This window comes from Agromyces protaetiae (genome assembly GCF_030866785.1).
Taxonomy (GTDB): domain Bacteria; phylum Actinomycetota; class Actinomycetes; order Actinomycetales; family Microbacteriaceae; genus Agromyces; species Agromyces silvae.
Map to the genome: position 1 here is coordinate 1327167 of NZ_CP133018.1, position 22627 is coordinate 1349793.

Consider the following 22627-nt stretch of genomic DNA (forward strand, 5'->3'; position numbering starts at 1 on the left):
CGGCTCAGCCCTCAATGCTCCTGAACGCGCGCAGCCGAAGGCTGTTGCCGACCACGCACACGCTGGAGAGCGCCATCGCCGCGCCGGCGAGCATCGGATTCAAGAGACCGAGGGCGGCGATGGGGATCGCCGCGACGTTGTAGGCGAAGGCCCAGAACAGGTTGGTCTTGATGGTGCCGAGCGTCTTCCGCGCCAGCCGGATCGCGTCGACCGCGCTGCGCAGGTCGCCGCGGACCAGGGTGAGATCGGATGTCTCGATCGCGACATCCGTCCCGGTGCCCATCGCGAGGCCGAGGTCCGCCTGCGCGAGCGCGGGCGCGTCGTTGACACCGTCGCCGACCATCGCGACCACCTTGCCCTGATGCTGCAGCCGGGCGACGACGTCGACCTTCTGCTTCGGAAGGACCCCGGCGATCACCTCGTCGATGCCGACTTCGGCGGCGATCAGACGGGCCACCGTCTCGTGGTCTCCCGTGAGCAGCACCGGCGCCAAGCCCATGCGCTGCAGCTGGGCGATGGCCTCGCGGCTGGTCGGCTTCACCGTATCGGCGACGATGAGCAGGCCGCGGGCGAGCCCATCCCAGCCCGCCGCGACGACGGTCCTGCCCTCGGCTTCGGCGCGGGCCTTGGCCGCGGCGAGCTCGTCGCCGAGACCCAGCGACCGTTCGGCGAGCAGGGTCTCGCGACCGACGACGACCGGGCGGCCGTCGACGACCCCCTCGACGCCCCGGCCTTCGGCGTTCGAGAAGCGCTCGGCGACGGGAAGCGGGCCGGCCTCCTGGGCCGCGGCCTCCGCGATCGCCCGGGCGATGGGGTGCTCGGAGGCCGCTTCGACCGCGCCGGCCAGGCGGAGCAGCTCCGCGCGTCCGGTGCCGGGCTCGAGCACGACCTCGACGACGGACATCTGCCCGGTCGTGACCGTCCCGGTCTTGTCGAGGACGACCGTGTCGACCGCCCGGGTGGACTCGAGCGCCTCGGGGCCCTTGATCAGGATGCCGAGCTGCGCGCCGCGTCCGGTGCCGACGAGGAGAGCGGTCGGCGTGGCGAGGCCCAGCGCGCACGGGCACGCGATCACGAGCACCGCGACCGCGGCCGTGAACGCCGTTTCGACGGGGAGGCCGCTGACCAGCCACGCGGCAAGGGTGACGAGCGCGACCACCAGGACGACCGGGACGAAGACGGCCGAGATCCGGTCGGCGAGCCGCTGCACCGCGGCCTTGCCGGTCTGCGCGTCCTCGACGAGCTTCGCCATCTGCGCCAGCTGGGTGTCCGACCCGATGCGCGTCGCCCGGACCACGAGCCGGCCGCCGACGTTCACGGTGGCGCCGGTGACCCCGGCACCCGCCCCGACCTCGACCGGCATGGATTCGCCGGTGAGCATCGAGCGGTCCACGGCGGATGTGCCCGACACCACGACGCCGTCGGTGGCGATCTTCTCGCCCGGTCGGACGACGAACTCATCGCCCACGGCGAGCCGCTCGACGGGGATCTTGGTCTCGACCCCGTCGCGGATGAGGGCCACGTCCTTCGAGCCGAGCTGGAGCAGGGCCCTCAGCGCCGCACCGGCCTGGCGCTTGGCGCGCTGCTCGAAGTAGCGACCGGCGAGGACGAACGTCGTGACGCCGGCCGCGACCTCCAGATAGAGGTTCGACGCGCCGTCGGATGGCGCGATGACGAACTCGAACGCGTGCACCATGCCCGGGACGCCGGCGGAACCGAAGACGAGGGCGTACAGCGACCAGAGGAAGGCTGCCGAGGTGCCCATCGAGATGAGCGTGTCCATGGTGGCGGCGCCGTGCCTGAGGTTCGTCCAGGCGGCCCGATGGAACGGCCAACCGCCCCAGACGACCACGGGCGCTGTCAGCGCGAGGGAGACCCACTGCCAGTACGTGAACTGCAGGGCGGGGATCATCGCCATCGCGATGACCGGGACGGTCAGCACGATCGAGACGACGAGGCGATTCCGCAGCGCTCCGGCGGCACGGTCGACGGCCGGACCCGCCTTCGCCGGTTCGCGAGCGGGCGGGGCGGCCGGGAGTGCAGCGGTGTAGCCGGCGCGCTCGACCTCGGCGATCAGCGCGGCGGGGTCGTACCCGGCGGGCACGACCACCATCGCCTTCTCGGTGGCGTAGTTCACCGTCGCGGCGACGCCGTCGAGCCGGTTGAGCTTCCGCTCGACGCGCGTGGCGCACGAGGCGCACGTCATCCCGCCGATCTCGAGCTCGACACCGGGCGCGGGGGTCATTGGACGCGCGTTGCCGAGTAGCCCGCCTCGCCCACCGCAGCGAGGACGGCCGTATCGTCGACCGGTGCCGCGCCGGTGACGACGAGGAGCCCGGTCTGCGCGCTCACTCGGATCTCGTCGACGCCGGCGATCTGGCCGACCTCCTCGCGGACGGACTGCTCGCAGTGCGCGCAGGTCATGCCGGTGATCTCGAACTCGGTCGACGTCATCTCACGCTCCTCCCAAATACCCGGGGTGGGTATTCGTCACCAGTCACCGTAGCCCCAGGCCGCCATCGTGTGCAAACGCGACGAAATACCCGGGACGCCGGCTCGGTTGACCCTGGCATGAGAGCCGTCGTCTATGCGAATCCCGGTCCGTCCTCCGTGCTGTCGCTCGTGGAGCGTGACGTCCCCGAACCAGCCCAGGGCGAAGTGCGGGTCAAGGTCGCCGTCTCGGGCGTGAACCCGACCGACTGGAAGAACCGCGCCGGTGGCGGACGCCCCGGGCCCGCAGGCGAGATCGTGCCCAATCAGGACGGAGCCGGTGTCGTCGACGCGATCGGCGACGGCGTCGACGGCCTCACGGTCGGCGACCGGGTCTGGCTCTATCTCGCCCAGCACGAACGGCCCACCGGCACGGCACAGGAGTACACCGTCGTGCCGGCGACCCGCGTGGTGCGCCTGCCCGAGGGCATCGGCATGGACGTCGCGGCGAGCCTGGGGGTTCCCGCCATGACGGCGCACCGGGCCCTCACCGTGCACGAGGCCGGGCCCACCCGGCTGTCGCCGGGCGCGCTGAGCGGCCGCACCGTCCTCGTCAGCGGAGGCGCCGGCGCGGTCGGCCACGCGGCCATCCAGCTCGCGGTCTGGGCCGGCGCGACCGTGCTCACGACCGTGAGCAGCGACGAGAAGGGCGAGCTCGCGCGCGCGGCCAGCGCACACCACGTCGTGCGGTACACCGACGACGACGTCGCCGAGCAGATCGAGCGTCTCGCGCCCGAGGGCATCGACCACATCGTCGAGGTCTCGCTCGCGGAGAACGCCGCCCTCAGCCTCCGCGTGCTCGCGAACCACGGCAGCATCGCGTTCTACGCCGACAACGGCGGCGACCACGTCGACGTGCCGATCCGCCCCGCGTTCGCGAAGAACGCGCGACTCCAGGGTCTGCTGATGTACACCGTCGGCGATGCGGCCCTGCACGCCGCGGCCGAGGACATCACGGCGGCGCTCCGCGACGGGGCGCTTCCGGTCGGAGCGGCGGCCGGTCTCCCGTTGACCTGGTTCGGCCTGGAGGAGACCGCCGCCGCCCACGACGCCGTCGAAGCCGGCACGGTCGGCAAGGTGCTCATCGACGTGGCCGCGAGCGACCGCCCCGCCTGAGTGCGCCGACCGGCATGACGAAGGCCGCTCCCGTCGGGGAGCGGCCTTCGTTTCCCGGCCTCGTCGGCGCGGGACGCTATTCCTCGTCGGCGCGGGACGCTATTCCTCGACGCCGGGGTCGCCGGCCTCGAGGCCGCCGTCCGTCGACTTGGTCATCGGCTCGCCCTCTTCGCTGGGGTCCCGTTCCTGCTCGTCCTCGCTGCGGGGAGTGGCATCCGTCATCGGTCGCTCCAATCGTGATGGTGCCGCCAGTCTCGCCCAGGCGACCGGCCGGTGACAGGGGCTTGACCTGCCGTCCGGGTGTGCCGCACCGACCCGCGTGCGGCTCCATGGGTTCCGCGTACGAGTCGTCAGGCCGCTCCGGCGGTGGGGCGCGTCGGTGAGGAGGAACGGACGGGCGTGGCTCCGGCGAGCACCGCGCCGAGCAGGCCGGATGCCTCGGCGGCACGCCGTTGGATCGAGGCGCCGTTGCCGTCGCGAAGGATCTGCTGCACGCCCGTCGTCACGACGTCGAGATCGCCGTGCTCCAGAAGACCGGGTGCGGCCTCGGCGAGCAGTGCGCCGACGACCTCGGCCGCGGGCGCCGGCTCACCCCGGAGCGGATGGACGAGCAGGCCCTCGAGCCCCTCCAACGAGGCGGTCCACGAGGCCAGCCGGAGCACGTCGGCCGACGCGGGAGGAGCGGGATCCCCGCGTGCGGCGGACGCCGCTGCCGAGGCCACGAGTCCGCGGATCAGGCCGGCGATCGTCACCGTGGCCGACGGGAGGAGCGGCACGTCGGCGACCCGCACCTCGATGGTCGGGAAGCGGCTCGACAGCCGCACGTCGGGGTAGAGCATCCCCTCGTCGAGGAGGGCGCCGGTGCGCAGCAGCGCGTCGATCGCCGAATGGTACGCCTCGAGGCTTCCGTACACCTCGTTCGGCCCGCTCGAAGGCCACTGACTCCACTGCAGGAACCGGTAGCTCGCGTAGCCCGTGTCGATCCCGTTGTGGAAGGGCGAGTTCGCGGCCAGTGCGCGGATCACGGGCAGCCAGACGCGGATCCGGTCGAGGATCGCGACACCTTCGTCAGGCGAGGACACCGAGACGTGCACGTGCAATCCGCACGTCATGCAGCGCAGCGAGGTCGCCCCGTACCGCTCGACGATCGCCCGGTAGCGCGGTCCCGGCGACGGGTGCGGGCTACTGGGGAACGGGGACGTCCCGAGCGCCACCGCGCGGGCGCCGAGGCGACCCGCCCAGCGATCCGCCGATCGCCGCGAACGCCGGACCTCGGCCGCCAGTGCGCGGAGCGAGGCGTGCGGGCGCGACACCAGCTCGAGCATCTCCTCGTGCATCTCGGCGACCGCGGCGTCAGGTGGGACACCGTCTCGTGCGGCGAGCTCGAGGACCTCGGGCGCGACCGGCACGGGCGCCCCCGTCTGTCCGTCGACGAAGAGCAGCTCTTCCTCGACTCCGAATGTCCGTCTCATCGCATCACGCTTTCGAACATCGACGCACCCTCTTCGGTGCGGCCCCGACGTTCAGTGTGACATGTGCCGCTCGAATGCGCTCCGTGAGGTGGACAGATCGCCCGGACCTGACCCGGGACTCACGCGCCGGGCTTGAGCACCACCTTGATGCAGCCCTGCTCCTTCTTCTGGAAGATCTCGTACATCTCGGGCGCGCGGTCGAGCGGCACCCGGTGCGTGGTGAGGTCCTCGGTGCCGAGCGGGTCCGCGGGATCCTCGACGAGCGGGAGCAGCTCGTCGCGCCAGGCGTGCACATTGCACTGGCCCATGCGCAGGGAGAGCTGCTTGTCGAACATGGTCATCATCGGCAGCGGGTCGGCGGCGCCCGCGTAGACGCCGCTCAGCGAGAGCGTCCCGCCGCGACGCACCGCGTCGATGGCGAACGTCAGTGCGGCGAGCCGGTCGACGCCGGCGTGCTGCATGATCGGCTTGGCGGCGGCGTCGGGGAGGATGCCCACCGCCTTCTGCACGACCTCGATCGTCCGGTTGCCGTGCGCCTCGAGGCCCACCGCGTCGACGATCGAGTCCGGCCCGCGCCCGCTCGTGCGCTCGCGGAGCGCGTCGAGCGTGTCGTCACCGAGGTCGAGCGTCTCGATGCCGTATCGCTCGGCCATCAGCCGTCGCTCCGGAACGGGGTCGATCGCGATGACCCGGTGACCGAGATGCCGGCCGATCCGCGCGGCGAACTGGCCGACCGGGCCGAGCCCGAGCACGCCGAGCGTGCCACCGTCGGGCACGTTCGCGTACTGCACGCCCTGCCAGGCGGTCGGCAGGATGTCGCTCAGGAAGAGGTAGCGATCGTCGGGGAGATCGTGCCCGACCTTGTAGGCGTTCGCGTCGGCGCGGCGCACGCGAAGGTATTCGGCCTGCCCACCGGGCACCGATCCGTACAGCTCGGTGTACCCGTACAGATCGGCACCCGTGCCGTGCTCGTGGTTCTGCGTGGTCTCGCACTGGGTCGTGAGGCCCGACCGGCACATCGCGCACTCGCCGCACGCGATGACGAACGGCACGACGACGCGGTCGCCGGCCGCGAGGGTGCGCACGTCGGACCCGACGGCCTCGACCACGCCCATGGCCTCGTGGCCGAGGATGTCGCCGCGGTCGAGGAACGGGCCGAGGACGCCGTACAGGTGCAGGTCGGATCCGCAGATCGCGGTCGAGGTCACCCGGATCACCACATCCTTCGGATCCTCGATCGTCGGGTCGGGGACGGTCTCGACGGAGACGTGACCGGTGGACTGCCAGGTGAGTGCTCGCATGGCCCCTGTCTACGCCGCACGCGGCGCGGCGCCGCGGGGGTTGACGCGTGGGCGGCGGCCATGGTGATCGGTCGAGTGCCCCGACGCCGAGACATCCGCCGTCTTCGGTCCGGTGCTCGGGAGCAGCCGTGTTCCGCAGCTCGACGCGACGGCCGGTCCGGGCTAGCCTGACGGCGAGCGCGGGCTCGTTTCGATCGCGGGGGTGGTCAGCATGAGCGGGGACGGTCGTAGCCGGGTGACGGCGACCTCGGGGTCGCTGGGTTTCTTCTTCCTGCTGGCGTACATCGGGGCGGCGATCTATTTCATCTCGGTGTCCGACGGATCGTTCTGGGGCGTCATCCTCGGGCTGCTCCAGGCGATCGTCTGGCCCGTGTACGTCGTGTACCACGTGCTCGTGCTGCTCGGCGCCTGACTCCGAGTGCGACCTCGGCACCGAGCGCAACCCTCTGGCGGCGCGCGGGCGGGTCGCCGAATGTGGACGCATGAGCACCTACCGAGTCGGATACTTCGTCGGCAGCCTGTCGTCCACGTCGATCAACCGCGTGTTGTCACGCGCGCTCATCCGCATCGCGCCCGGCGACCTCGAGTTCAGCGAGATCGCGATCGGCGACCTGCCGCTCTACAGCCCGGACTACGACGCCGACTACCCGGCGCCGGCGCAGGCGCTGAAGGAGTCGATCTCGCGGGCCGATGCCGTCCTCTTCGTGACGCCCGAATACAACCGCTCGATCCCCGGCGCGCTGAAGAACGCGATCGACTGGGCGTCGCGGCCCTGGGGTCAGAACTCGTTCGACCACATCCCGGCCGCGGTGATCGGCGCGTCAGCCGGGCAGATCGGCACCGCGCTCGCCCAGCAGAGCCTGCGCGCCGTGCTGAGCTTCTGCAATGCCAGGCAGATGACGGCGCCCGAGGCATACATCCGGTTCTCGCCCGAGGTGTTCGCCGATGACGGCGCGGTGCACGACGAGAGCACCGAGACCTTCCTCACGAACTACATGGCCGAGTTCCGCGACCACATCGAGCGCGTGCTGACGGTGCTCCCGCGACGCTGAGCTGGCGGCGCCGCACGCGGGCCGCGCACCCGTAGGCTGGCCGTATGCCGACCGAATCCGAGGCGTTCGCCGTCGCCGTCGCCCAGTTCGCCCCGACCGACGACCGCAGCGCGAATCGCGACGAGATCGAACGGCTCGCGACGCTCGCGGCCGGCCGCGGGGCGAGGCTCGTGGTCTTCCCCGAGTACTCGAGCTACTTCACGCCGCAGCCGGGTGAGGACTGGCTCGACGCCGCCGAAGACGTCGACGGTGGCGAGTTCACGACGGCGCTCGCGGCGCTCGCCGCCCGGCTCGGCGTGCACCTCGTCGCGGGCCTCATCGAGCGGGTGCCGGGGGAGCGCCGGGTCCGGAACACGGTCGTCGCGGTCGCACCCGATGCCGGCGTGGTGGCGCGGTACCGCAAGCTCCACCTCTACGACGCGTTCGGCGCGCAGGAGTCCGAGTGGATCGCACCGGGCGACATCGACGAGCCCGAGCTGTTCACCGCGGGCGGGCTGACGTTCGGGCTGCAGACCTGTTACGACGCGAGATTCCCCGAGGTGACCCGCCGGCTCGTCGACGCGGGTGCCGACGTCGTCTGCATGCCCGCCGAGTGGGTGCGCGGCCCGCTCAAAGAGGCGCACTGGCGCACGCTCACGACGGCTCGCGCGCTCGAGAACACGATCTACGTCGCCGCGGCCGACCACGCGCCGCCGGTCGGCGCCGGCAACAGCATGATCGTGGACCCGATGGGCGTCGAGGTCGCGACGATCGGCGAGGCGACCGATGTCGCGCTCGCCTGGGTCTCGCGCGAACGCATCGATGCCGTGCGCCGGGTGAACCCGGCGCTCGAGTTGCGTCGATTCGGGGTCATCGAGCGCTGACGTCCGCGAACCGGGTCACCGAGCCCTGAGGCGCGTGAGCCGGGCGGATGCCTCTTCGAGGACGTCCCGGCGCTTGCAGAACGCGAACCGCACGAGGTTCGCGACGTCGCCGCGACGCTCGGCCGGCACGAACGCCGACACCGGCACGCCCACGACGCCCGCGAGCTCGGGCAGTCGACGGCACAGCGTCTCGCCGTCGTCCCAGCGGCCGTCGGCGACCCCGGCCAGCGGTGCCGCATCGGCGACGATGAAGTAGCCCGCCGCCGGGAGGGACACCCCGAACCCGGCGGCGGTGAGCCCGTCCGCGAGCAGGTCGCGCTTGGCGCGGAGCGCGTCGGCGGCGGCCGTGAAATAGGAGTCGGGCAGGTCGAGTCCGGCCGCGATCGCGGGCTGGAACGGCCCGCCGTTCACATACGTCAGGTACTGCTTCACCGCGAGCACCGCCGTGATGAGCGGAGCCGGCCCGGTGACCCAGCCGATCTTCCAGCCGGTGGTGTTGAACGTCTTGCCGCCGGACGAGATCGAGAGGGTGCGCGCCCAGGCGCCGGGGAGCGTCGCCACCGGCACGTGGCGGCCGTCGAAGACGAGGTGCTCATAGACCTCGTCGGTGACGATCAACGCGTCATGGTGTTCGGCGAGCTCGACCACCAGCTCGAGGACGTCGCGGTCGAGCACGGCGCCGGTGGGGTTGTGCGGCGAGTTGACGAGGACGAGCCGGGTGCGATCGGTGACCGCGGCGCGGAGCTCGTCGGGGTCGGGGCGCCAATCCGGCCGCTCGGCGTCGGGGGTCCAGCGCAGCGGTACGGTGCGGAGCACACCGCCCGCTCGCGCCACGAGCGCCGAATAGGCGTCGTATGCGGGCTCGAACGCGACGACCTCGTCGCCCGGCTCGACGAAGGCGAGGATCGTGGCGGCCAGCGCTTCGGTGGCGCCGGCCGTGACCAGCACTTCCGTCGAGGCATCCGTCTCGAGGCCGTACCATCTCGCCTGGTGACGCGCGATGGCCTCGCGCAGCACGGGCACACCGGGGCCGGGCGGGTACTGGTTGAGCCCCGACGCGATGGCCTCGCGTGCGGCCTCGAGCACCTCGGGCGGTCCATCCTCGTCGGGGAAGCCCTGCCCGAGGTTGATCGCACCGCTCGCGAGGGCCAGCGCACTCATCTCGGCGAAGATCGTGGGCCGCACGCTGCCGTCCGCCGCGAGCAGGCCCGCGCCTGCCGCCGTGCGCTGCCAAGGGAGAAGGGGGTTGGGCGTCACCGTCACGCTCACACCGTATGCCAGGTTCCGGTCGCTACGCTGGGCGCGGCATCCGGATGACTCCAGGTGAAGCGATAGCGAGTTCATAGACTTCGCCGATCCACCGCACAGGGTGCGGGGTGAGAGTGGGGATCGCTTGAAAGGAGCAGACATGACCGATCACCAGCACGGCCCGGCCCAGGGGGAGCCCACGGAGCCTCGTCAGCCGGCAGAGGGCGCGCCCGAGGCCGCCGCCACGGCTGAGACCGCGAGCACCGCTCCCGCCACGCCCGCAGCCCCGGCCGCACCGACCTCGGACGCGCAGTCCGCTTCGCCGGCTGCCCCGGTCTCGATGCCGGCCCCGCCCGCAGCCCCGGCCGCACAGCCGGCCGGCCACACCGAACCGACGGCCCAGACGGCGCAGGCGACCACGCCGACGGCGCAGACGGCGCCGACGGAGCCGGTCGCGCCCGCAGCTTCCGCTCCCGCTGCGCAGGAGCCGACTGCGCCGACGGGCACCGTCTACGCGCCCGGCCAGACGCCGCAGCCGTACCACGCGCCGCAGTACAGTCACCAGTCTTCGACGCCCGCCGCACCGGCGCAGCAGTACTACGGACAGCAGCACCCGCAGCAGCAGGCGCAGCCGGCCCCCTACGGGCAGCACGCCGGTCACCAGGCACCCGGCCCGCACGGCGCGGGCGGCCAGGCGCCGACGGCGCACCACGCGCAGACGCAGCCGACGCAGCCGCTTCCGGGCGCGCCCGGCTCGGTTCCGCCGGCCTTCGGCGGCCCCGGCACCCCCGGCGCCCCCGCGGACGGGGCGTCGGCCGGGCAGCCCAAGCCGCGACGGGTCGGGCTCGGGGTCGCCGCGGCGATCGTCGCCGCCGCGCTCATCGGTGGCGCCTCTGGCGCCGGCATCACGGCGCTCGTCGGTGGCGACCGGTCGACCGGCGCGGTCGAGTCCTCGGCCACCGGCACCCAGAACATCGTGGTCAACGACACCGACTCGGTGAACGAGATCACGGCCGTCGCCGCCAAGGCCAGCCCATCCGTCGTGACGATCTCCGTCGCCGGCGGGCAGGGCGCCGGCACCGGATCAGGCATCATCATCTCCGAAGACGGCTACGTGCTCACGAACACGCACGTCGTCACGCTCGACGGCACGACCGGTGAGCCCACCATCCAGGTGAAGGCGAGCGATGGCCGCCTCTACACGGCCGACCTCATCGGGACCGACCCGATGTCCGACCTCGCGGTGATCAAGCTCCAGGATGCTTCCGGCCTGCAGGCGCTCGACTTCGCCGACTCCGACGCGCTCAACGTCGGTGACGTGGCGATCGCGATCGGGGCGCCGCTCGGACTCTCCGGCACCGTGACCAACGGCATCGTGAGCGCCCTGAACCGCAGCATCGACGTGAAGTCGTCGGCCGTCCCCGAGTCGCCGGAAGACAGCCGCGAGGGCGAGAGCCAGCAGCCGTTCGACTTCTGGAACTTCGACATCCCCGGTCAGGAAGGCGGACAGCAGACGCAGTCCGGCGGCACGATCTCCATCCCGGTGATCCAGACCGACGCGGCGATCAACCCCGGGAACTCGGGTGGCGCACTCGTCGACTCGGAGGGCAAGATCATCGGCGTCAACGTCGCGATCCTCTCCGCGGGCGGAGCGTCCGGCCAGGCCGGGAACATCGGCGTCGGCTTCGCCGTCCCGTCGAACCTCGCCCAGCGGGTCGCACAGGAGCTCATCGAAGACGGTTCGGCCAGCCACGGCCTCCTCGGCGCGACGGTGACGAGCGCCCAGGCCGAGGCGGACGCCACGAACGTCGGCGCCTTGATCACCGAGGTCACGCAGGGCGGCGCTGCGGCGTCGGCCGGGCTGCAGGCCGGTGACGTGGTGACCGAGTTCAACGGCGTCCAGATCACCGACCAGACCGACCTCACGGCGCAGGTCCGCGCACAGGCCGGCGGCGCGACGGCGCAGCTCACCTACCAGCGCGGTGATGAGACGAACACGATCGAGGTCACCCTCGGCACGTTCGAAGGCTGAGTTAGCCACCCGAGCGGGGCCGGCGCCGTCGGGCGCCGGCCCCGCTCGCGTCCATGGCCGGCCGACGCCCCTCGGGCCCGGTGCGCTGCTAGGCTCGATCGACCGAGCACGAGTGAGGACCCTTGCCCCAAGAGCCACCCGAGGCGACGCCGTCGCCACGCGTCGGCGTCTCTTACGTCATGCCGGTGCTGAACGACGTCTCGCACGTCAGGGCGGCCGTGGCGTCGATCCTCGAACAGGACTACGACGGCCCCGTCGAGGTGCTGATCGCGCTCGGGCCCTCGATCGACGGCACCGGCGAGCTCGTCGCCGACCTCGCCGCGCGCGACGAGCGGGTGCGCGTCCTCGACAACGAGGTCGGCTCGACCCCCGCCGGTCTGAACCTCGGCATACGCGCGGCGCAGTATCCCGTCGTCGTCCGGGTCGACTCGCACTCGATGCTTCCGCCGCAGTACACCCGTGTCGCGGTGGCGACGCTCGAGCGCACCGGCGCAGACAATGTCGGCGGTGTCATGGCCGCGCGCGGCGAGACGCCGTTCGAGCGGGCGGTCGCGCTCGCGTACAGCACCAAGGTCGGGCTCGGCGGCACGAAGCTGCACATCGGCGGGCCCGAAGGCCCGGCCGAGACGGTGTACCTCGGCGTGTTCCGCACCGACGCCCTGCACCGCGTCGGGCTCTTCGACGAGGACATCAAGCGCGGTCAGGACTGGGAGCTCAACCGGCGGCTGCGCGAGCACGGCGGCACCGTGTGGTTCACACCCGAGCTCTCCGTGACCTACCGGCCGCGATCGAGCCTCGGCCGCCTGGCCCGTCAAATGTTCTCGACCGGGTTATGGCGTGGCGAGCTCGCACGCCGGTTCCCCGCGGCGAACGGCCTCCGCTATTTCGTCCCGCCGGCGATGGTCGTCGGCGTCGGCCTCGGCCTGCTCGCCGGAATCGCGGGCGTCGTGCAGGCCGCGCTCGGCCAGACGCCGTGGCTGCTCCTCGGATTCGCGATCCCCGCGGTGTACGCCGCGTTCGTGTGCGCGGCGACCGTCCGATACGCTCGCGGATCGGGTGCTGCGACGGCGAGCCGATTCCTGGTGGTGCTGCCGTGCATCCACATCGCATGGGGATCCGGCTTCGTGCTCGGATACCTCTCGCTCGCGAAGAACATCGCGCGACACACGGGAAGGTGAGGGGATGAGCTCAGCCGGCTACGCACGACCCACGAGCATCGCCGAGCTCAAGGCCGTGACGCAACCGCCCGAGGTGCGCCTGCGGCGCAATGCCGAGCACTGGACCGCGTCGTTGTATCTCCGGCGGCTGTCGCCGTACCTCACCTGGCTGCTGCTGCACACCCGCATCTCGGCCAACGGCGTGACCGGGTTGATGATCCTCGTCGGCTGGTCGACGGCTGCCGCGCTCCTCATCCCGGGCATCTGGGGCGCGTTGCTCGCGGTCGTGCTGGGTCAGCTGCAGATGCTCATCGACTGCTGTGACGGCGAGGTCGCGAGATGGCGGAAGACCTCCTCGCCCGCCGGGGTGTTCCTCGACAAGGTCGGGCACTACACGACCGAGGCGTTGATCCCGATCGCGCTCGGCATCCGCGCGGCCGCCTACCCACTCGAGTTCCCGGCCGACTTCCTCTGGACGACCGTCGGTGCGATGCTCGCGCTCGTCATCGTGCTCAACAAGGCGCTCAACGACATGGTCCACGTGGCGCGGGCGAACGCCGGCCTGGCCAAGCTCGCCGACACCCACGGCGAGACTGCGCCGCGAGGTGGACTGGTCGCGAAGCTCCGCCGCGCGGCGAAGTTCCTGCCGTTCCACCGGCTGTACCACTCGGTCGAGCTCACGCTCATCGCGTTCGCTGCGGCGCTCGTGGGCCTCATCGTCGGGCAGCCGTTCGTCGACCGTGTCGTGGTCGCAGCGTTGCTGCCGCTGGCCGTCCTGGCGCTCGTCGGTCATTTCGTCGCGATCATGGCGAGCCGCCGTGTCCGGGCCTGACGGCGCTCACGGGCCTGACGGCGCCCGCCAGCCCGGCGCCCGCGAGCCCGGCGCCCGCGAGCCCGGTGCCCGCGAGCCCGACGGCCCGCGCCCACGCGTCGGCGTGGTCGTGCTCACGATGGGGCGGCGCCCCGACGACCTCGCCAGGGGCATCGAGAGCGTGCTCGCGCAGCGCGAGGTCGTGACCGACGTGGTCGTCGTCGGCAACGGCTGGGATCCGGCGACCTCCATGCTTCCGGCGGGCGTGAAGACCGTGCACCTGCCCGAGAACCTCGGCATCCCGGCCGGGCGTAACCGCGGGGTGCCGCACGTCGAGGGCGAGGTGCTGTTCTTCCTCGATGACGACGCTTTCCTCCCGCACGACGACTTCCTCGCTCGCGGCTGCCGGATGCTCGCCGAACGCCCGGACCTCGGCCTCATCCAGCCCCGAGTGGTCGACCCCACCGGGCTCACCGCCCCGCGCCGATGGATCCCGCGCATCCGCAAGGGGGACCCCGAGACATCCGGCGACGTGTTCTCCTGCTGGGAAGGCGCGGTGCTCATGCCCCGCCCCGTGTTCGACGCGGCCGGCGGCTGGGGGGACCCGTATTTCTACGCGCACGAGGGCATCGAGCTCGCCTGGCGCGTCTGGGACACCGGGCATCGCGCCTGGTACGCGGGCGACCTCGAGGCGGGGCATCCGGTCATCGATCCGGCCCGCCACGCCGAGTACTACCGTCTCAACGCCCGCAACCGGGTATGGCTCGCGAAACGCAACCTGCCCGCCCCGCTCGTGCCCGTCTACGTCGGCACCTGGACGGCGATCCAGGTGCTCCGCTGGGCCCGCCGCCCGGCGGCGCTCCGCGCCTGGTTCGGCGGATGGCGCGCCGGGTGGCGCGAGCAGCCGGGCGGGCGCCGGGCGATGCGCTGGCGCACCGTGTGGCGGATGACCCGGGCCGGCCGGCCGCCGATCGTGTGATCGGTGCCGGTGACCCGCCGAGGTCGCTACCCTTGTTCAGTGGGATTTCGGACTGACGCACGGCGCACCATCAAGCTCGTGAGGAACGTCCTGGCCTCGCGCCGTGCGCAACGCACGCTCGCCGCGGAACTCGCGGCCAGGCCGCGGCTCGAGCCGCACCGGTACAAGATCGGCGTGTACTTCGCCGACGGCAAGGTCAATCTCTACCAGCTGCGCCAGTGGTACGCGCCGCTCGCCGAGCTCGCCAAGACGCATCCGGTGCTCATCCTCAGCCGGGCATCGGGTGCGGCGCTCGCGCTGCTCGAGGAGTCGCCGGTGCCCGTCGCATACGTGCGACGCGTCGCCGAGCTCGAGCAGGTGATCCACGAGCAGGATCTGCACGTGATCTTCTACGTGAACCAGAACGCGAAGAACTTCCAGATGATGCGATACGGGCGTCGCTGGCACGTGTTCATCAACCACGGCGAGTCCGACAAGATGTACATGACCACGAACCAGTTCAAGGCGTACGACTACGCCCTGATCGCCGGCGACGCGGCCAGGGCGCGGCTGTCGAAGGTGCTGTGGGACTACGACCTCGACAAGCGCGCTATCGCGATCGGCCGCCCGCAGGCCGACCACTATTCGGGTGTGTTGCCGTACACGCCCGACGACCGCGAGGTCGTGCTGTACGCGCCCACCTGGGAGGGTGACCGGGCGGCGGCGGCCTACGGCTCGATCGCGTCGCACGGCGTGCATCTCGTGCGCGCGCTGCTCGCCTCGGGGCGGCACCGGGTGATCTACCGGCCGCATCCGCGCTCGGGCGTGATCGATCACGCCTACGACGCCGCGAATCGCGAGATCACACAGGCGATCCACGAGGCGAACGTCGAGGACCCGGGTGCGCAGCACATCGTCGACGACGGCGCCGAGCTCGGCTGGCAGCTCGCCGCGGCCGACGTCGCCGTGGTCGACGTCTCCGCAATGGTGTACGACCGCCTCGCGGCGGGCAAACCGCTGCTCATCACCCGTCCCGTGAACCCGGGCGCCGAGATCGACACCGGCGGCTACCTCGGCGCGTGCGAGTGGCTCGACGCCGGCCCCGGGGAGTCGATGCTCGCGCGACTCGACGAGGTCGCGCACGACCAGACCGCGCTCGAGCGGCTCGGCGTCTGGGTCGAGCGCTACTTCGGCGACATGACGCCCGGTGCGACGACGCGGCGCTTCCATGCGGCGGTCGAGCACCTGTTCGCCGAGTGGGAGCGGTTCGCGGCGCTGCACGCCGGCGACGGCGAGATCGACGAGCACGACGAGCGCGCTGACGCGATCGACGACGACCTCGAGGCGACCGCGTAGCACCGCCCGGGCCCGCCGTGCGACGCCCGCCGTGCGTGTGCGTGTTTCACCGGCAGCGGATCCGCCCGCCCCTGGTCGCGCGTGACCTACACGCGAGCGGGCGCGGATGGTGGGTTCTGGCCGCTGCGACGCGCCATCCGCGACCGTTCGATGCCGGCTCGCGGCTTGCGGCTAACGGCTAGCGGCTGTGGTGGGGGGCGTCGGGTTCGTCGGGGGCGCTCGGCTCGGCGGCGGGCTTGCGGGTGAGCGCGCCACGTGCGCCTCGCGCGGCGCGGCCGGTCGCCGCGCCCACGTCACGGATGCCTCGGGCCGAGGCCTTCGCGAGACCGCCGATGGCCGCGCCGGCACGGGCCGCTCCGCGGCCGACGGACTGCAGCGCCGACTCGTCGCCGCGCGGCTCGAGCTCGGCGGGCACCACGGCGGGTGCCTGCCCGAACGCCAGGCGGGACTGCGTGAGCACGCGTCGGCCGAGCACGTGGTTGCCGATGCCGCCGATGGCGGCGCCGACGCCGAACGGCAGCGCCTTGCCGAGCCAGCCGACGCCGCCGCGCACCGCGAACTGCTTGATGAACACGTGGCGCAGCCGGTCGACGACCGTGCCCATGACCGCTTTCGGGAGCGTGTTGGTGATGAGCTCGCCCCAGTAGACGTTGCGGGCGACGCCCGTGCCGGTGGCCTGCCCCGCGAACTGGCGCACGAGGTCGCTGCCCTCTTTGCCGAGCATGAGCGTCATGACGAGCGCGCGAGCGCGTTCCGGGCTCTCGACCGGGATGCCGTGCACCTCGGCGACCGACTGGCCGAACAGGGCGGTGGCCTCGAGGAAGCCGGCGGTCTCCACACCCGACAGCGCGAGCGTCACGCCCGTGCCGATGCCCGGGATGACGGCGGTCGCGCCGACGGCGGCGCCGCCGGTGGTCACCGCGGCGAGGTAGCGCTGTTCGAGGATGCGCACGAGTCGCTCGGGGGTCGCCTCGGGTGCGCGGCGGCGGATGCTCCGCAGGTGCGCCAGCACGACGGGCCGCTGGATGGCGAGGGCGAGGTCGATGCCCCGCTCGAAGCCGTGCGCCCGACCCTCCGCCGACGGCGGCGCGGCCGCGTCGCCCGGGCCGCCGGGCTCGCCGGGCTCGCCGGACTCGCGGGGCGCTTCGGTCCCCATCGAGGTGATCTTGTGCACGCGCTCGGACATGCGCCGATCCTAAGCGCACTTCCTCGACGGTCGCCCGGGCTTGCGCCCGGCCAGAGGAGGTTGGAATCGCGATACCCGGGTGCCCCGGATGTCGCTCAGAGCGAGAGGTGGCGTTCGAGCGCGCCGATGCGGGGCTACTTCTTGGCGGCGTACTCGGTGTTGTAGCGGTCGAGTACCTCGTCGATGGGGGCGTCGAGCTGCAGACGGCCCTTGTCGAGGTAGAGGCCGCGCGTACAGAAGCGGCGCAGGTCGCGCTCGTTGTGCGAGACGAAGAACATGGTGCGGCCGCCGGCCAGCAGCTCCTCGATACGGGCATAGCACTTCTCGCGGAACGCCTTGTCGCCGACCGCGAGCACCTCGTCGACGAGCAGGATCGGCTCGTCGAGCTGGGCGATCACGGCGAACGCGATGCGCACCTTCATGCCGCTCGACAGATGCTTGTACGGGGTGTCGAGGAAGTCGCCGATCTCGGCGAACTCGATGATCTCGTCGAACCTGCCGTCGACCTGGGCTCGGGTCATGCCGTGCAGTCCGGCGGTCAGGTACACGTTGTCGCGGACCGTCAGGTCGTCCACGAACCCGCCGGTGATCTCGATCAACGGCGCGACGCCGCCCGTGACCACCACGCGACCCTCGTCGGGCAGCATGACACCGGCGACGAGCTTGAGCAGGGTCGACTTGCCCTGGCCGTTCCGGCCGACCACCCCGATCGCCTCGCCGGGCCGGACGTCGATCGACACGTCGCGCAACGCCCAGAACTCGTTCGGGCGCATGCGCCGCCGGCGACGCGAGAAGAGGTCCTTGAACGAGCGCCGGCCGCGCCGGTTGCGGCGGAACCGGATGCCGAGCCCCTCGGCCCGGATCGCAAAGGTCTGCGTCGCGGCGAGCTCGGCGGCCGAGGCATCCGTCATCAGATCTCCTTCAGCACCTGGCGCACGCTCGCGCGGAAGACCAGCAGCCCGGTCGCGAGCAGGGCGAGCGACATGACCGCCGAGACGATGACGTTGAACCAGTCGAGCTCGTGCGGGAAGAATCCCGCGCGGTACAGCCCGAAGATCCCCGACAGCGGGTTGAACGCCGCCCAGACGTGCAGCTGTTCCGGCAGGTTCTCGACGCCGTAGATGATGGGCGATGCGTAGAACAGGAAGCGCAGGACGAGCTTCACCGCGCGCTCGAGGTCGCGGAAGAAGACCACGAGTGGCGCCACGATGAGCGCGACGCCGCAGGTGAGGATCGCCTGCAGCAGGATCGCGAGCGGAAAGTACACCAGCTCCCAGCTGACCTGGGCGCCGAACACGATCGCGAACAGCGCGAGCACGGGCAGCGCGAGCAGGAACTCGATGCCCTTCGACAGCACGATGCGGTTCACCCAGATCGTCCGCGGGATCATGGTCGATCTGACGAGCTTCGCGTCCTTCAGGAACGCGCGCGTCGAGTCCGAGACCGCGCCGTTGAACCACATCCACGCGAGCAGCGCGGTGAGCAGGAACACGATGTACGGCTCGGTGCCGACCGGGCGCCGGAACACCTGCGTGAACACGAACCAGTAGATGCCCGCCATCACGAGCGGGTCGAGGACCGACCAGACGTAGCCCAGCGCCGAGGTCGAGTAGCGCACCTTCAGGTCGCGGGTCGTGAGCAGCCAGAGCGAATGCCGGTAGCGCAGCAGGGGCGTCCGTTGGAGCGGATGCGCGTCGCCCTCGCTCCCGACCGATACCGTGCTCACCACGCACCCATCGTAGAGGCCGACCGGGGGTAGGTTTGCAGGGGGCGTTCGGCGTGTATCGTGCGCCCGGAAGGAGTGGCGTGCACGGCACGAGTACGAGGATCCTGCTGAGCTGCGCCGCGATCGGCGTCGGCGGCGGGCTCATCGCCGGTGGGTCCGGCTACCTCGCCGCGGCGTTCGCGGCCTTCGGCCCGCTCCTGTACGGGCTCACGGTCGGCTCGCATTTCCTGCCGAGCGTGGTCGCGTTCGCGCTGCTCCGTCGACCGGGCACCGCGTTGCTCACCGGCCTCATCGCGGGCGTGGTGGGCATGGCGTTCGCACCGCAGTGGTGGTTCCGCTACGTCGCGACCGGCCTGCTCGTCGGGGTCCTGCTCGAGCTGCCGTTCTTCCTCACGCGCTACCGGCGCTGGGATGCGTGGATGTTCTACCTCTCCGGCGTCGTCTCCGGCGCGATCATCGGCGCCGTCGTGTTCTTCGCACAGGGTGCCGAGCACTACGCCTGGTGGGCGTGGATCATCTCGCTGGCGTGCTGGGTCGCCAGCCCGCCGTTCTTCATCTGGATCGGCCGGATCATCGCCCGGGCGCTCGAACGGGCCGGCGTCGCGCGCGAGTCGGTGGGTCAGCGGCAGCCCTGATCGCCCCGCCTCGGCCGCGATCCGGCAGGGAGAAGACGAACAGCGGATGCCTCGGGGCATCCGCTGTTCGCTGCTGTGGTGCTGGGGGTGCTACGCAGGAAAGATCACACGAAGTGGTTCGCGCGCTCGAGGTCCTCGGCGAAGTCGATCTCGACCGCGTACAGGTCGGAGACGTCCATCGGCTCGACGAGGATGCCGTTGCGCTCGATCGCGAGCTCGAGGCCGCGCTCGAAGTAGTCCTGGTCATCGACCCGCTGCAGGTAGCTCAGCAGCGTGGCCTTGTCGCGGGACGAGATGTAGTTGATGCCCACGGCCTCGCCGAGGCCGCCCTTGACGGTCTTCGAGAGCTCTTTGATGTAGCCCTCAGCGCTCGTCGTGTACTTGACCTCTTCGTCGGAGACCTTCGCGGTGTTGACCGTCACGAACGACTGGTCGCGCTCGATGAACGGCATCGCGCGGTCGAGGATGCGGGGGTCGAAGACGACGTCGCCGTTCATCCAGAGCACGCCGCCCGACTTCGAGGCCTTGAGGGCGCGCATGAGCGACTTCGAGGTGTTCGTCTGGTCGTATTCCTCGTTGTAGACGAAGGATGCCTGCGGGAACGCCTCGATGATGTGCTCGAGCTTGTAGCCGACGACGATCGTCACGGCCGGGTTCGTGCCGAACGTGTGCTCGATGTTGTCGAACTGCTGGCGCATGATGGTGCGGCCGTCGCTGAGCTCGGTCAAGGGTTTGGGGAGCGAACGCCCGAGCCGGCTGCCCATGCCGGCTGCGAGGATCACGATCTGGGTGGTCACCTGCATCTCCTTCGGTGGTCGGATGGCCCGCGCTCATGGACCGATCGTGTCGATCGTTCGCCTGCAGTTCACCCGGAAGTTCGAATGTGGACACGCCGTTATGCCGATCATCAGAATACCTGGCCCCCCTGCGAGGGACGGAACGGGTTGACGAACGTCATTCGATCGTGATTGATCACTCAGGGGATGCTCAGGAAAAAACTCGCGTCTCACCCCGCAATCAACCTCGCGGGGGACGGCGGGCGACCGGCACGGTTGATACCGTTGCCGGGTGACTTCAGTTTCGCGCTCAGAACAGAACGACGAGGCTCGCGAAGACACCGTTCGGGGGGCGACCGCTGACGGGGCGCGTGCCGAGGGCGGTGCCGGCCGTGCGCCGCGCACGGCGTCGACCGCGCGCGGGACGGAGAAGGCCCGAAGCGCCTCGAAGCGCGCCTCGGCCGCGGCGAAGGCTGAGGGGGGCGAGTCCGGTTCCGCGGTGGCGGATGCCTCGGCGGAGGCCGGCTCTGCCGCTGCCACCGATGAGACGACCGCGTCGGAGACGACGGTGGAGCAGGGTGCGGAGGCGTCGGGCGAAGCGGTCTCGAAGTCGGCGTCCGCGCGATCGGGCGGGGCGAAGGCGGGCGTTGCGAAGGCGGGCGCTGCGAAGGCGGGTGCTGTGAAGGCGGGCGCTGCGAAGGCGGGCGCGAAGAAGCGGTCGCCGGCGACGAGCACGCGGTCGGCGAAGGCTGCCGGGAGCGCGGCGGCGGACTCCGGTTCCGAGGAGGCGTCCATCGGCGGGGCATCCGCGGCCGCGGCGTCAGCGACCGAGTCGTCCGCGACCGAGGCGCCCGATGTCGACGCCACACCCGCGAAGCGCGCGCCGTCGGGCGCCGCGAAGGCGCCGCGGGCTCGTGCTGGCTCCCCGCGCACTCGCGCGACGACGGCGAAGCCCGCCGGCGCGACCGAGTCCGCTGCGGCGGCGGCCGGTGAGGCAGAGCCGGCCGAGCCGGCGACCTCGTCGAAGCGGACGCCGGCGTCACGCACCGCGTCGAAGACGGCCTCGAGCGCGCGAGGCCGGGCTGCGAAGTCGACCCGGACGACCGCGGAGAAGGGCGCGGCGACCAGCGCCACCGCGCGGGCGCGTGCCGCCGAGTCGACCTCGGCGAAGAAGCGCCCGACGCCGCGAGCGGCCGCGGCGCTCACGACCGACACCACGGCGGCCGAGCGTCCCCGCAAGGCCGAGCCGTCCGGCGACCCCGAGTACCTGGTCGACGAGCTTCCGTTCCCCGACGAGCAGGTCGCTCCGGCCGAGCCGTTGGCCGAAGCGGCAGCCGCTGCCGCGGCGGCCGAGGCGGCGTCCGATGCGCCGGCCACCAGGGCCGAACCGGCGCCGGCCGCCGAGGCCACTACCGTGGCGGAGCCCACGGAGGCGACGTCGTCGGCTGCGTCGACGCCGCCCGCTGAGCCCGATGGTCTGGCCGAGCTGCTCGACCAGCCGGTGCCGGCAGAAGCCGAGCCGGCCTCAGAGGTCGAATCAGACTCCGGCCAGGCCCCGGCAGAGGCGACGCGCGACCAGGCGGTCGCCGTCGTCGCCGCGCCGCCGAAGAAGCCCGCGCCGCGGAAGAAGCGCACGCTGCGCGTTGCGCGTCAGGCGCCCGGCGCCGACGTCCCCGCGGTGCTCGAGGTCGACGGTCTCGTCAAGCGCTTCGGGGCGAACACCGCTGTCGACCGCATCTCGCTCGAGGTGCGGGCCGGTTCGTTCTTCGGCGTGGTCGGCCCGAACGGTGCCGGCAAGACGACGACCCTGTCGATGATCACCGGTCTGCTGCGGCCCGACGAGGGCACGGTGCGGATCCACGGCATCGACGTGTGGGCCGACCCGAAGGCCGCGAAGCGCGCGACCGGCGTGCTGCCCGACCGCCTGCGCCTGTTCGACCGGCTCACCGGCGCGCAGCTGCTCGACTACTCGGGAACGCTGCGCGGGCTCGATCACCAGACGGTGCGCGAGCGTGCAGCCGACCTCGCGGCCGCGTTCGGCCTCGAGGACGCGCTCGGCCGGCTCGTCGCGGACTACTCCGCGGGCATGACCAAGAAGATCGCGCTCGCGTGCGCGATGATCCATTCGCCCCGGCTGCTCGTCCTGGACGAGCCGTTCGAATCGGTCGACCCGGTGTCCGCCGCCAACCTCACCGAGATCCTCGAACGCTACGTTGCGGGCGGTGGCACGGTCGTGCTGTCGAGCCACGGCATGGACCTCATCGAGCGGGTCTGCGACTCCGCCGCGATCGTCGTCGGCGGCCACGTGCTCGCGCACGGCACGCTCGACGAGGTGCGCCAGGGCCAGACCCTCGAAGACCGCTTCGTCGAGCTCGCCGGCGGCCGCAAGGCCGCCGAGGGCATGGAGTGGCTGCACAGCTTCGTCGACTGAGCCGGTCGTGCTGATGC

Annotated in this window: 21 protein-coding genes; 11 read left to right on the plus strand and 10 right to left on the minus strand. The window is 71.7% G+C overall.

What is annotated here, in order from left to right; all coding sequences use genetic code 11:
* Nucleotides 1-4: 4 nt before the first annotated feature.
* A complete protein-coding gene (locus QU602_RS06140) occupies nt 5-2245 on the minus strand; it encodes a heavy metal translocating P-type ATPase (protein ID WP_308799357.1) in 2241 nt (746 codons plus the stop codon).
* Complete coding sequence (locus QU602_RS06145; RefSeq protein WP_308799358.1) at nt 2242-2454, minus strand: heavy-metal-associated domain-containing protein; 213 nt, start codon at nt 2452-2454, stop codon at nt 2242-2244. Before QU602_RS06145 ends, QU602_RS06140 begins: the two co-directional genes overlap by 4 nt.
* 117 nt (nt 2455-2571) lie before the next feature.
* On the opposite strand from QU602_RS06145, the gene QU602_RS06150 reads away from it, so the two are divergent.
* On the plus strand, nt 2572-3606 hold the full coding sequence (locus tag QU602_RS06150; protein ID WP_308799359.1) for an NADPH:quinone reductase: 1035 nt from the start codon (nt 2572-2574) through the stop codon (nt 3604-3606).
* Nucleotides 3607-3705: 99 nt separating this feature from the next.
* Here QU602_RS06150 and QU602_RS06155 read toward each other — a convergent pair whose 3' ends face one another.
* From QU602_RS06155 to QU602_RS06165, 3 genes are all read right to left on the minus strand, one after another.
* The gene (locus tag QU602_RS06155; protein ID WP_308799360.1) at nt 3706-3828 is read right to left on the minus strand and encodes a hypothetical protein; all 123 of its coding nucleotides are present in this window, start codon (nt 3826-3828) and stop codon (nt 3706-3708) included.
* A gap of 128 nt (nt 3829-3956) precedes the next feature.
* Nucleotides 3957-5078, minus strand: coding sequence for a carboxylate-amine ligase (locus tag QU602_RS06160; protein WP_308799361.1), 1122 nt, complete (start codon nt 5076-5078; stop codon nt 3957-3959).
* Between the two features lie 119 nt (nt 5079-5197).
* Nucleotides 5198-6379, minus strand: a complete 1182-nt coding sequence (locus tag QU602_RS06165; RefSeq protein ID WP_308799362.1) for an alcohol dehydrogenase catalytic domain-containing protein — start codon at nt 6377-6379, stop codon at nt 5198-5200.
* Nucleotides 6380-6590: 211 nt separating this feature from the next.
* Here QU602_RS06165 and QU602_RS06170 point away from each other — a divergent pair, with 211 nt between their 5' ends.
* The 3 genes from QU602_RS06170 (at nt 6591) to QU602_RS06180 (ending at nt 8294) form a co-directional block, all read left to right on the plus strand.
* A complete protein-coding gene (locus tag QU602_RS06170; protein WP_308799363.1) occupies nt 6591-6791 on the plus strand; it encodes a hypothetical protein in 201 nt (66 codons plus the stop codon).
* 70 nt (nt 6792-6861) lie between these two features.
* Nucleotides 6862-7431, plus strand: coding sequence for an NADPH-dependent FMN reductase (locus tag QU602_RS06175; RefSeq protein WP_308799364.1), 570 nt, complete (start codon nt 6862-6864; stop codon nt 7429-7431).
* A gap of 44 nt (nt 7432-7475) precedes the next feature.
* The gene (locus tag QU602_RS06180; protein WP_308799365.1) at nt 7476-8294 is read left to right on the plus strand and encodes a carbon-nitrogen hydrolase family protein; all 819 of its coding nucleotides are present in this window, start codon (nt 7476-7478) and stop codon (nt 8292-8294) included.
* Nucleotides 8295-8309: 15 nt separating this feature from the next.
* On the opposite strand, the gene QU602_RS06185 is transcribed toward QU602_RS06180, so the two are convergent.
* The gene (locus QU602_RS06185; protein WP_308799366.1) at nt 8310-9557 is read right to left on the minus strand and encodes an aminotransferase class I/II-fold pyridoxal phosphate-dependent enzyme; all 1248 of its coding nucleotides are present in this window, start codon (nt 9555-9557) and stop codon (nt 8310-8312) included.
* Between the two features lie 145 nt (nt 9558-9702).
* Between QU602_RS06185 and QU602_RS06190 the strand changes: the two genes are divergently transcribed.
* From QU602_RS06190 to QU602_RS06210, 5 genes are all read left to right on the plus strand, one after another.
* Nucleotides 9703-11574: a S1C family serine protease gene (locus QU602_RS06190; RefSeq protein ID WP_308799367.1), complete on the plus strand. Its 1872-nt coding sequence runs from the start codon at nt 9703-9705 to the stop codon at nt 11572-11574.
* Between the two features lie 179 nt (nt 11575-11753).
* Nucleotides 11754-12752 (plus strand): glycosyltransferase family 2 protein, encoded by a 999-nt coding sequence (locus tag QU602_RS06195; protein WP_308800097.1) that lies wholly within the window; start codon nt 11754-11756, stop codon nt 12750-12752.
* A 4-nt stretch (nt 12753-12756) separates the two neighbouring features.
* Nucleotides 12757-13563 carry a CDP-alcohol phosphatidyltransferase family protein gene (locus QU602_RS06200; RefSeq protein ID WP_308799368.1) on the plus strand — a complete coding sequence of 269 codons (807 nt, stop codon included), beginning with the start codon at nt 12757-12759 and terminating at the stop codon, nt 13561-13563.
* 118 nt (nt 13564-13681) lie between these two features.
* Nucleotides 13682-14521 carry a glycosyltransferase family 2 protein gene (locus tag QU602_RS06205; protein ID WP_373692916.1) on the plus strand — a complete coding sequence of 280 codons (840 nt, stop codon included), beginning with the start codon at nt 13682-13684 and terminating at the stop codon, nt 14519-14521.
* Nucleotides 14522-14560: 39 nt separating this feature from the next.
* Entirely contained in the window at nt 14561-15856 is a 1296-nt protein-coding gene (locus QU602_RS06210) for a CDP-glycerol glycerophosphotransferase family protein (protein ID WP_308799369.1), read from the plus strand.
* A gap of 178 nt (nt 15857-16034) precedes the next feature.
* On the opposite strand, the gene QU602_RS06215 is transcribed toward QU602_RS06210, so the two are convergent.
* The 3 genes from QU602_RS06215 to QU602_RS06225 all read right to left on the minus strand — a co-directional run bounded on the left by QU602_RS06215 (nt 16035) and on the right by QU602_RS06225 (nt 18768).
* The gene (locus tag QU602_RS06215) at nt 16035-17042 is read right to left on the minus strand and encodes a hypothetical protein (protein ID WP_308799371.1); all 1008 of its coding nucleotides are present in this window, start codon (nt 17040-17042) and stop codon (nt 16035-16037) included.
* A 134-nt stretch (nt 17043-17176) separates the two neighbouring features.
* Nucleotides 17177-17953 (minus strand): ABC transporter ATP-binding protein, encoded by a 777-nt coding sequence (locus QU602_RS06220; RefSeq protein ID WP_308799373.1) that lies wholly within the window; start codon nt 17951-17953, stop codon nt 17177-17179.
* The gene (locus tag QU602_RS06225; protein WP_373692917.1) at nt 17953-18768 is read right to left on the minus strand and encodes an ABC transporter permease; all 816 of its coding nucleotides are present in this window, start codon (nt 18766-18768) and stop codon (nt 17953-17955) included. The genes QU602_RS06220 and QU602_RS06225 overlap by 1 nt, the downstream gene beginning before the upstream one ends.
* An 80-nt stretch (nt 18769-18848) precedes the next feature.
* Here QU602_RS06225 and QU602_RS06230 point away from each other — a divergent pair, with 80 nt between their 5' ends.
* Entirely contained in the window at nt 18849-19403 is a 555-nt protein-coding gene (locus QU602_RS06230) for an ECF transporter S component (RefSeq protein WP_308799374.1), read from the plus strand.
* Nucleotides 19404-19507: 104 nt separating this feature from the next.
* Here QU602_RS06230 and QU602_RS06235 read toward each other — a convergent pair whose 3' ends face one another.
* The gene (locus QU602_RS06235) at nt 19508-20200 is read right to left on the minus strand and encodes a phosphocholine cytidylyltransferase family protein (RefSeq protein WP_308799375.1); all 693 of its coding nucleotides are present in this window, start codon (nt 20198-20200) and stop codon (nt 19508-19510) included.
* Nucleotides 20201-20471: 271 nt separating this feature from the next.
* Here QU602_RS06235 and QU602_RS19100 point away from each other — a divergent pair, with 271 nt between their 5' ends.
* Nucleotides 20472-22610, plus strand: a complete 2139-nt coding sequence (locus QU602_RS19100; RefSeq protein ID WP_373692894.1) for an ABC transporter ATP-binding protein — start codon at nt 20472-20474, stop codon at nt 22608-22610.
* Nucleotides 22611-22627: the final 17 nt, after the last annotated feature.

Excerpts from the sequence above, each read along its gene's own strand:
- QU602_RS06140 (WP_308799357.1), bottom strand. The coding sequence starts at position 2,245 with ATGACCCCCGCGCCCGGTGTCGAGCTCGAGATCGGCGGGATGACGTGC.
- QU602_RS06145 (WP_308799358.1), bottom strand. The coding sequence starts at position 2,454 with ATGACGTCGACCGAGTTCGAGATCACCGGCATGACCTGCGCGCACTGC.
- QU602_RS06150 (WP_308799359.1), top strand. The coding sequence starts at position 2,572 with ATGAGAGCCGTCGTCTATGCGAATCCCGGTCCGTCCTCCGTGCTGTCG.
- QU602_RS06155 (WP_308799360.1), bottom strand. The coding sequence starts at position 3,828 with ATGACGGATGCCACTCCCCGCAGCGAGGACGAGCAGGAACGGGACCCC.
- QU602_RS06160 (WP_308799361.1), bottom strand. The coding sequence starts at position 5,078 with ATGAGACGGACATTCGGAGTCGAGGAAGAGCTGCTCTTCGTCGACGGA.
- QU602_RS06165 (WP_308799362.1), bottom strand. The coding sequence starts at position 6,379 with ATGCGAGCACTCACCTGGCAGTCCACCGGTCACGTCTCCGTCGAGACC.
- QU602_RS06170 (WP_308799363.1), top strand. The coding sequence starts at position 6,591 with ATGAGCGGGGACGGTCGTAGCCGGGTGACGGCGACCTCGGGGTCGCTG.
- QU602_RS06175 (WP_308799364.1), top strand. The coding sequence starts at position 6,862 with ATGAGCACCTACCGAGTCGGATACTTCGTCGGCAGCCTGTCGTCCACG.
- QU602_RS06180 (WP_308799365.1), top strand. The coding sequence starts at position 7,476 with ATGCCGACCGAATCCGAGGCGTTCGCCGTCGCCGTCGCCCAGTTCGCC.
- QU602_RS06190 (WP_308799367.1), top strand. The coding sequence starts at position 9,703 with ATGACCGATCACCAGCACGGCCCGGCCCAGGGGGAGCCCACGGAGCCT.
- QU602_RS06195 (WP_308800097.1), top strand. The coding sequence starts at position 11,754 with ATGCCGGTGCTGAACGACGTCTCGCACGTCAGGGCGGCCGTGGCGTCG.
- QU602_RS06200 (WP_308799368.1), top strand. The coding sequence starts at position 12,757 with ATGAGCTCAGCCGGCTACGCACGACCCACGAGCATCGCCGAGCTCAAG.
- QU602_RS06205 (WP_373692916.1), top strand. The coding sequence starts at position 13,682 with ATGGGGCGGCGCCCCGACGACCTCGCCAGGGGCATCGAGAGCGTGCTC.
- QU602_RS06215 (WP_308799371.1), bottom strand. The coding sequence starts at position 17,042 with ATGTCCGAGCGCGTGCACAAGATCACCTCGATGGGGACCGAAGCGCCC.
- QU602_RS06220 (WP_308799373.1), bottom strand. The coding sequence starts at position 17,953 with ATGACGGATGCCTCGGCCGCCGAGCTCGCCGCGACGCAGACCTTTGCG.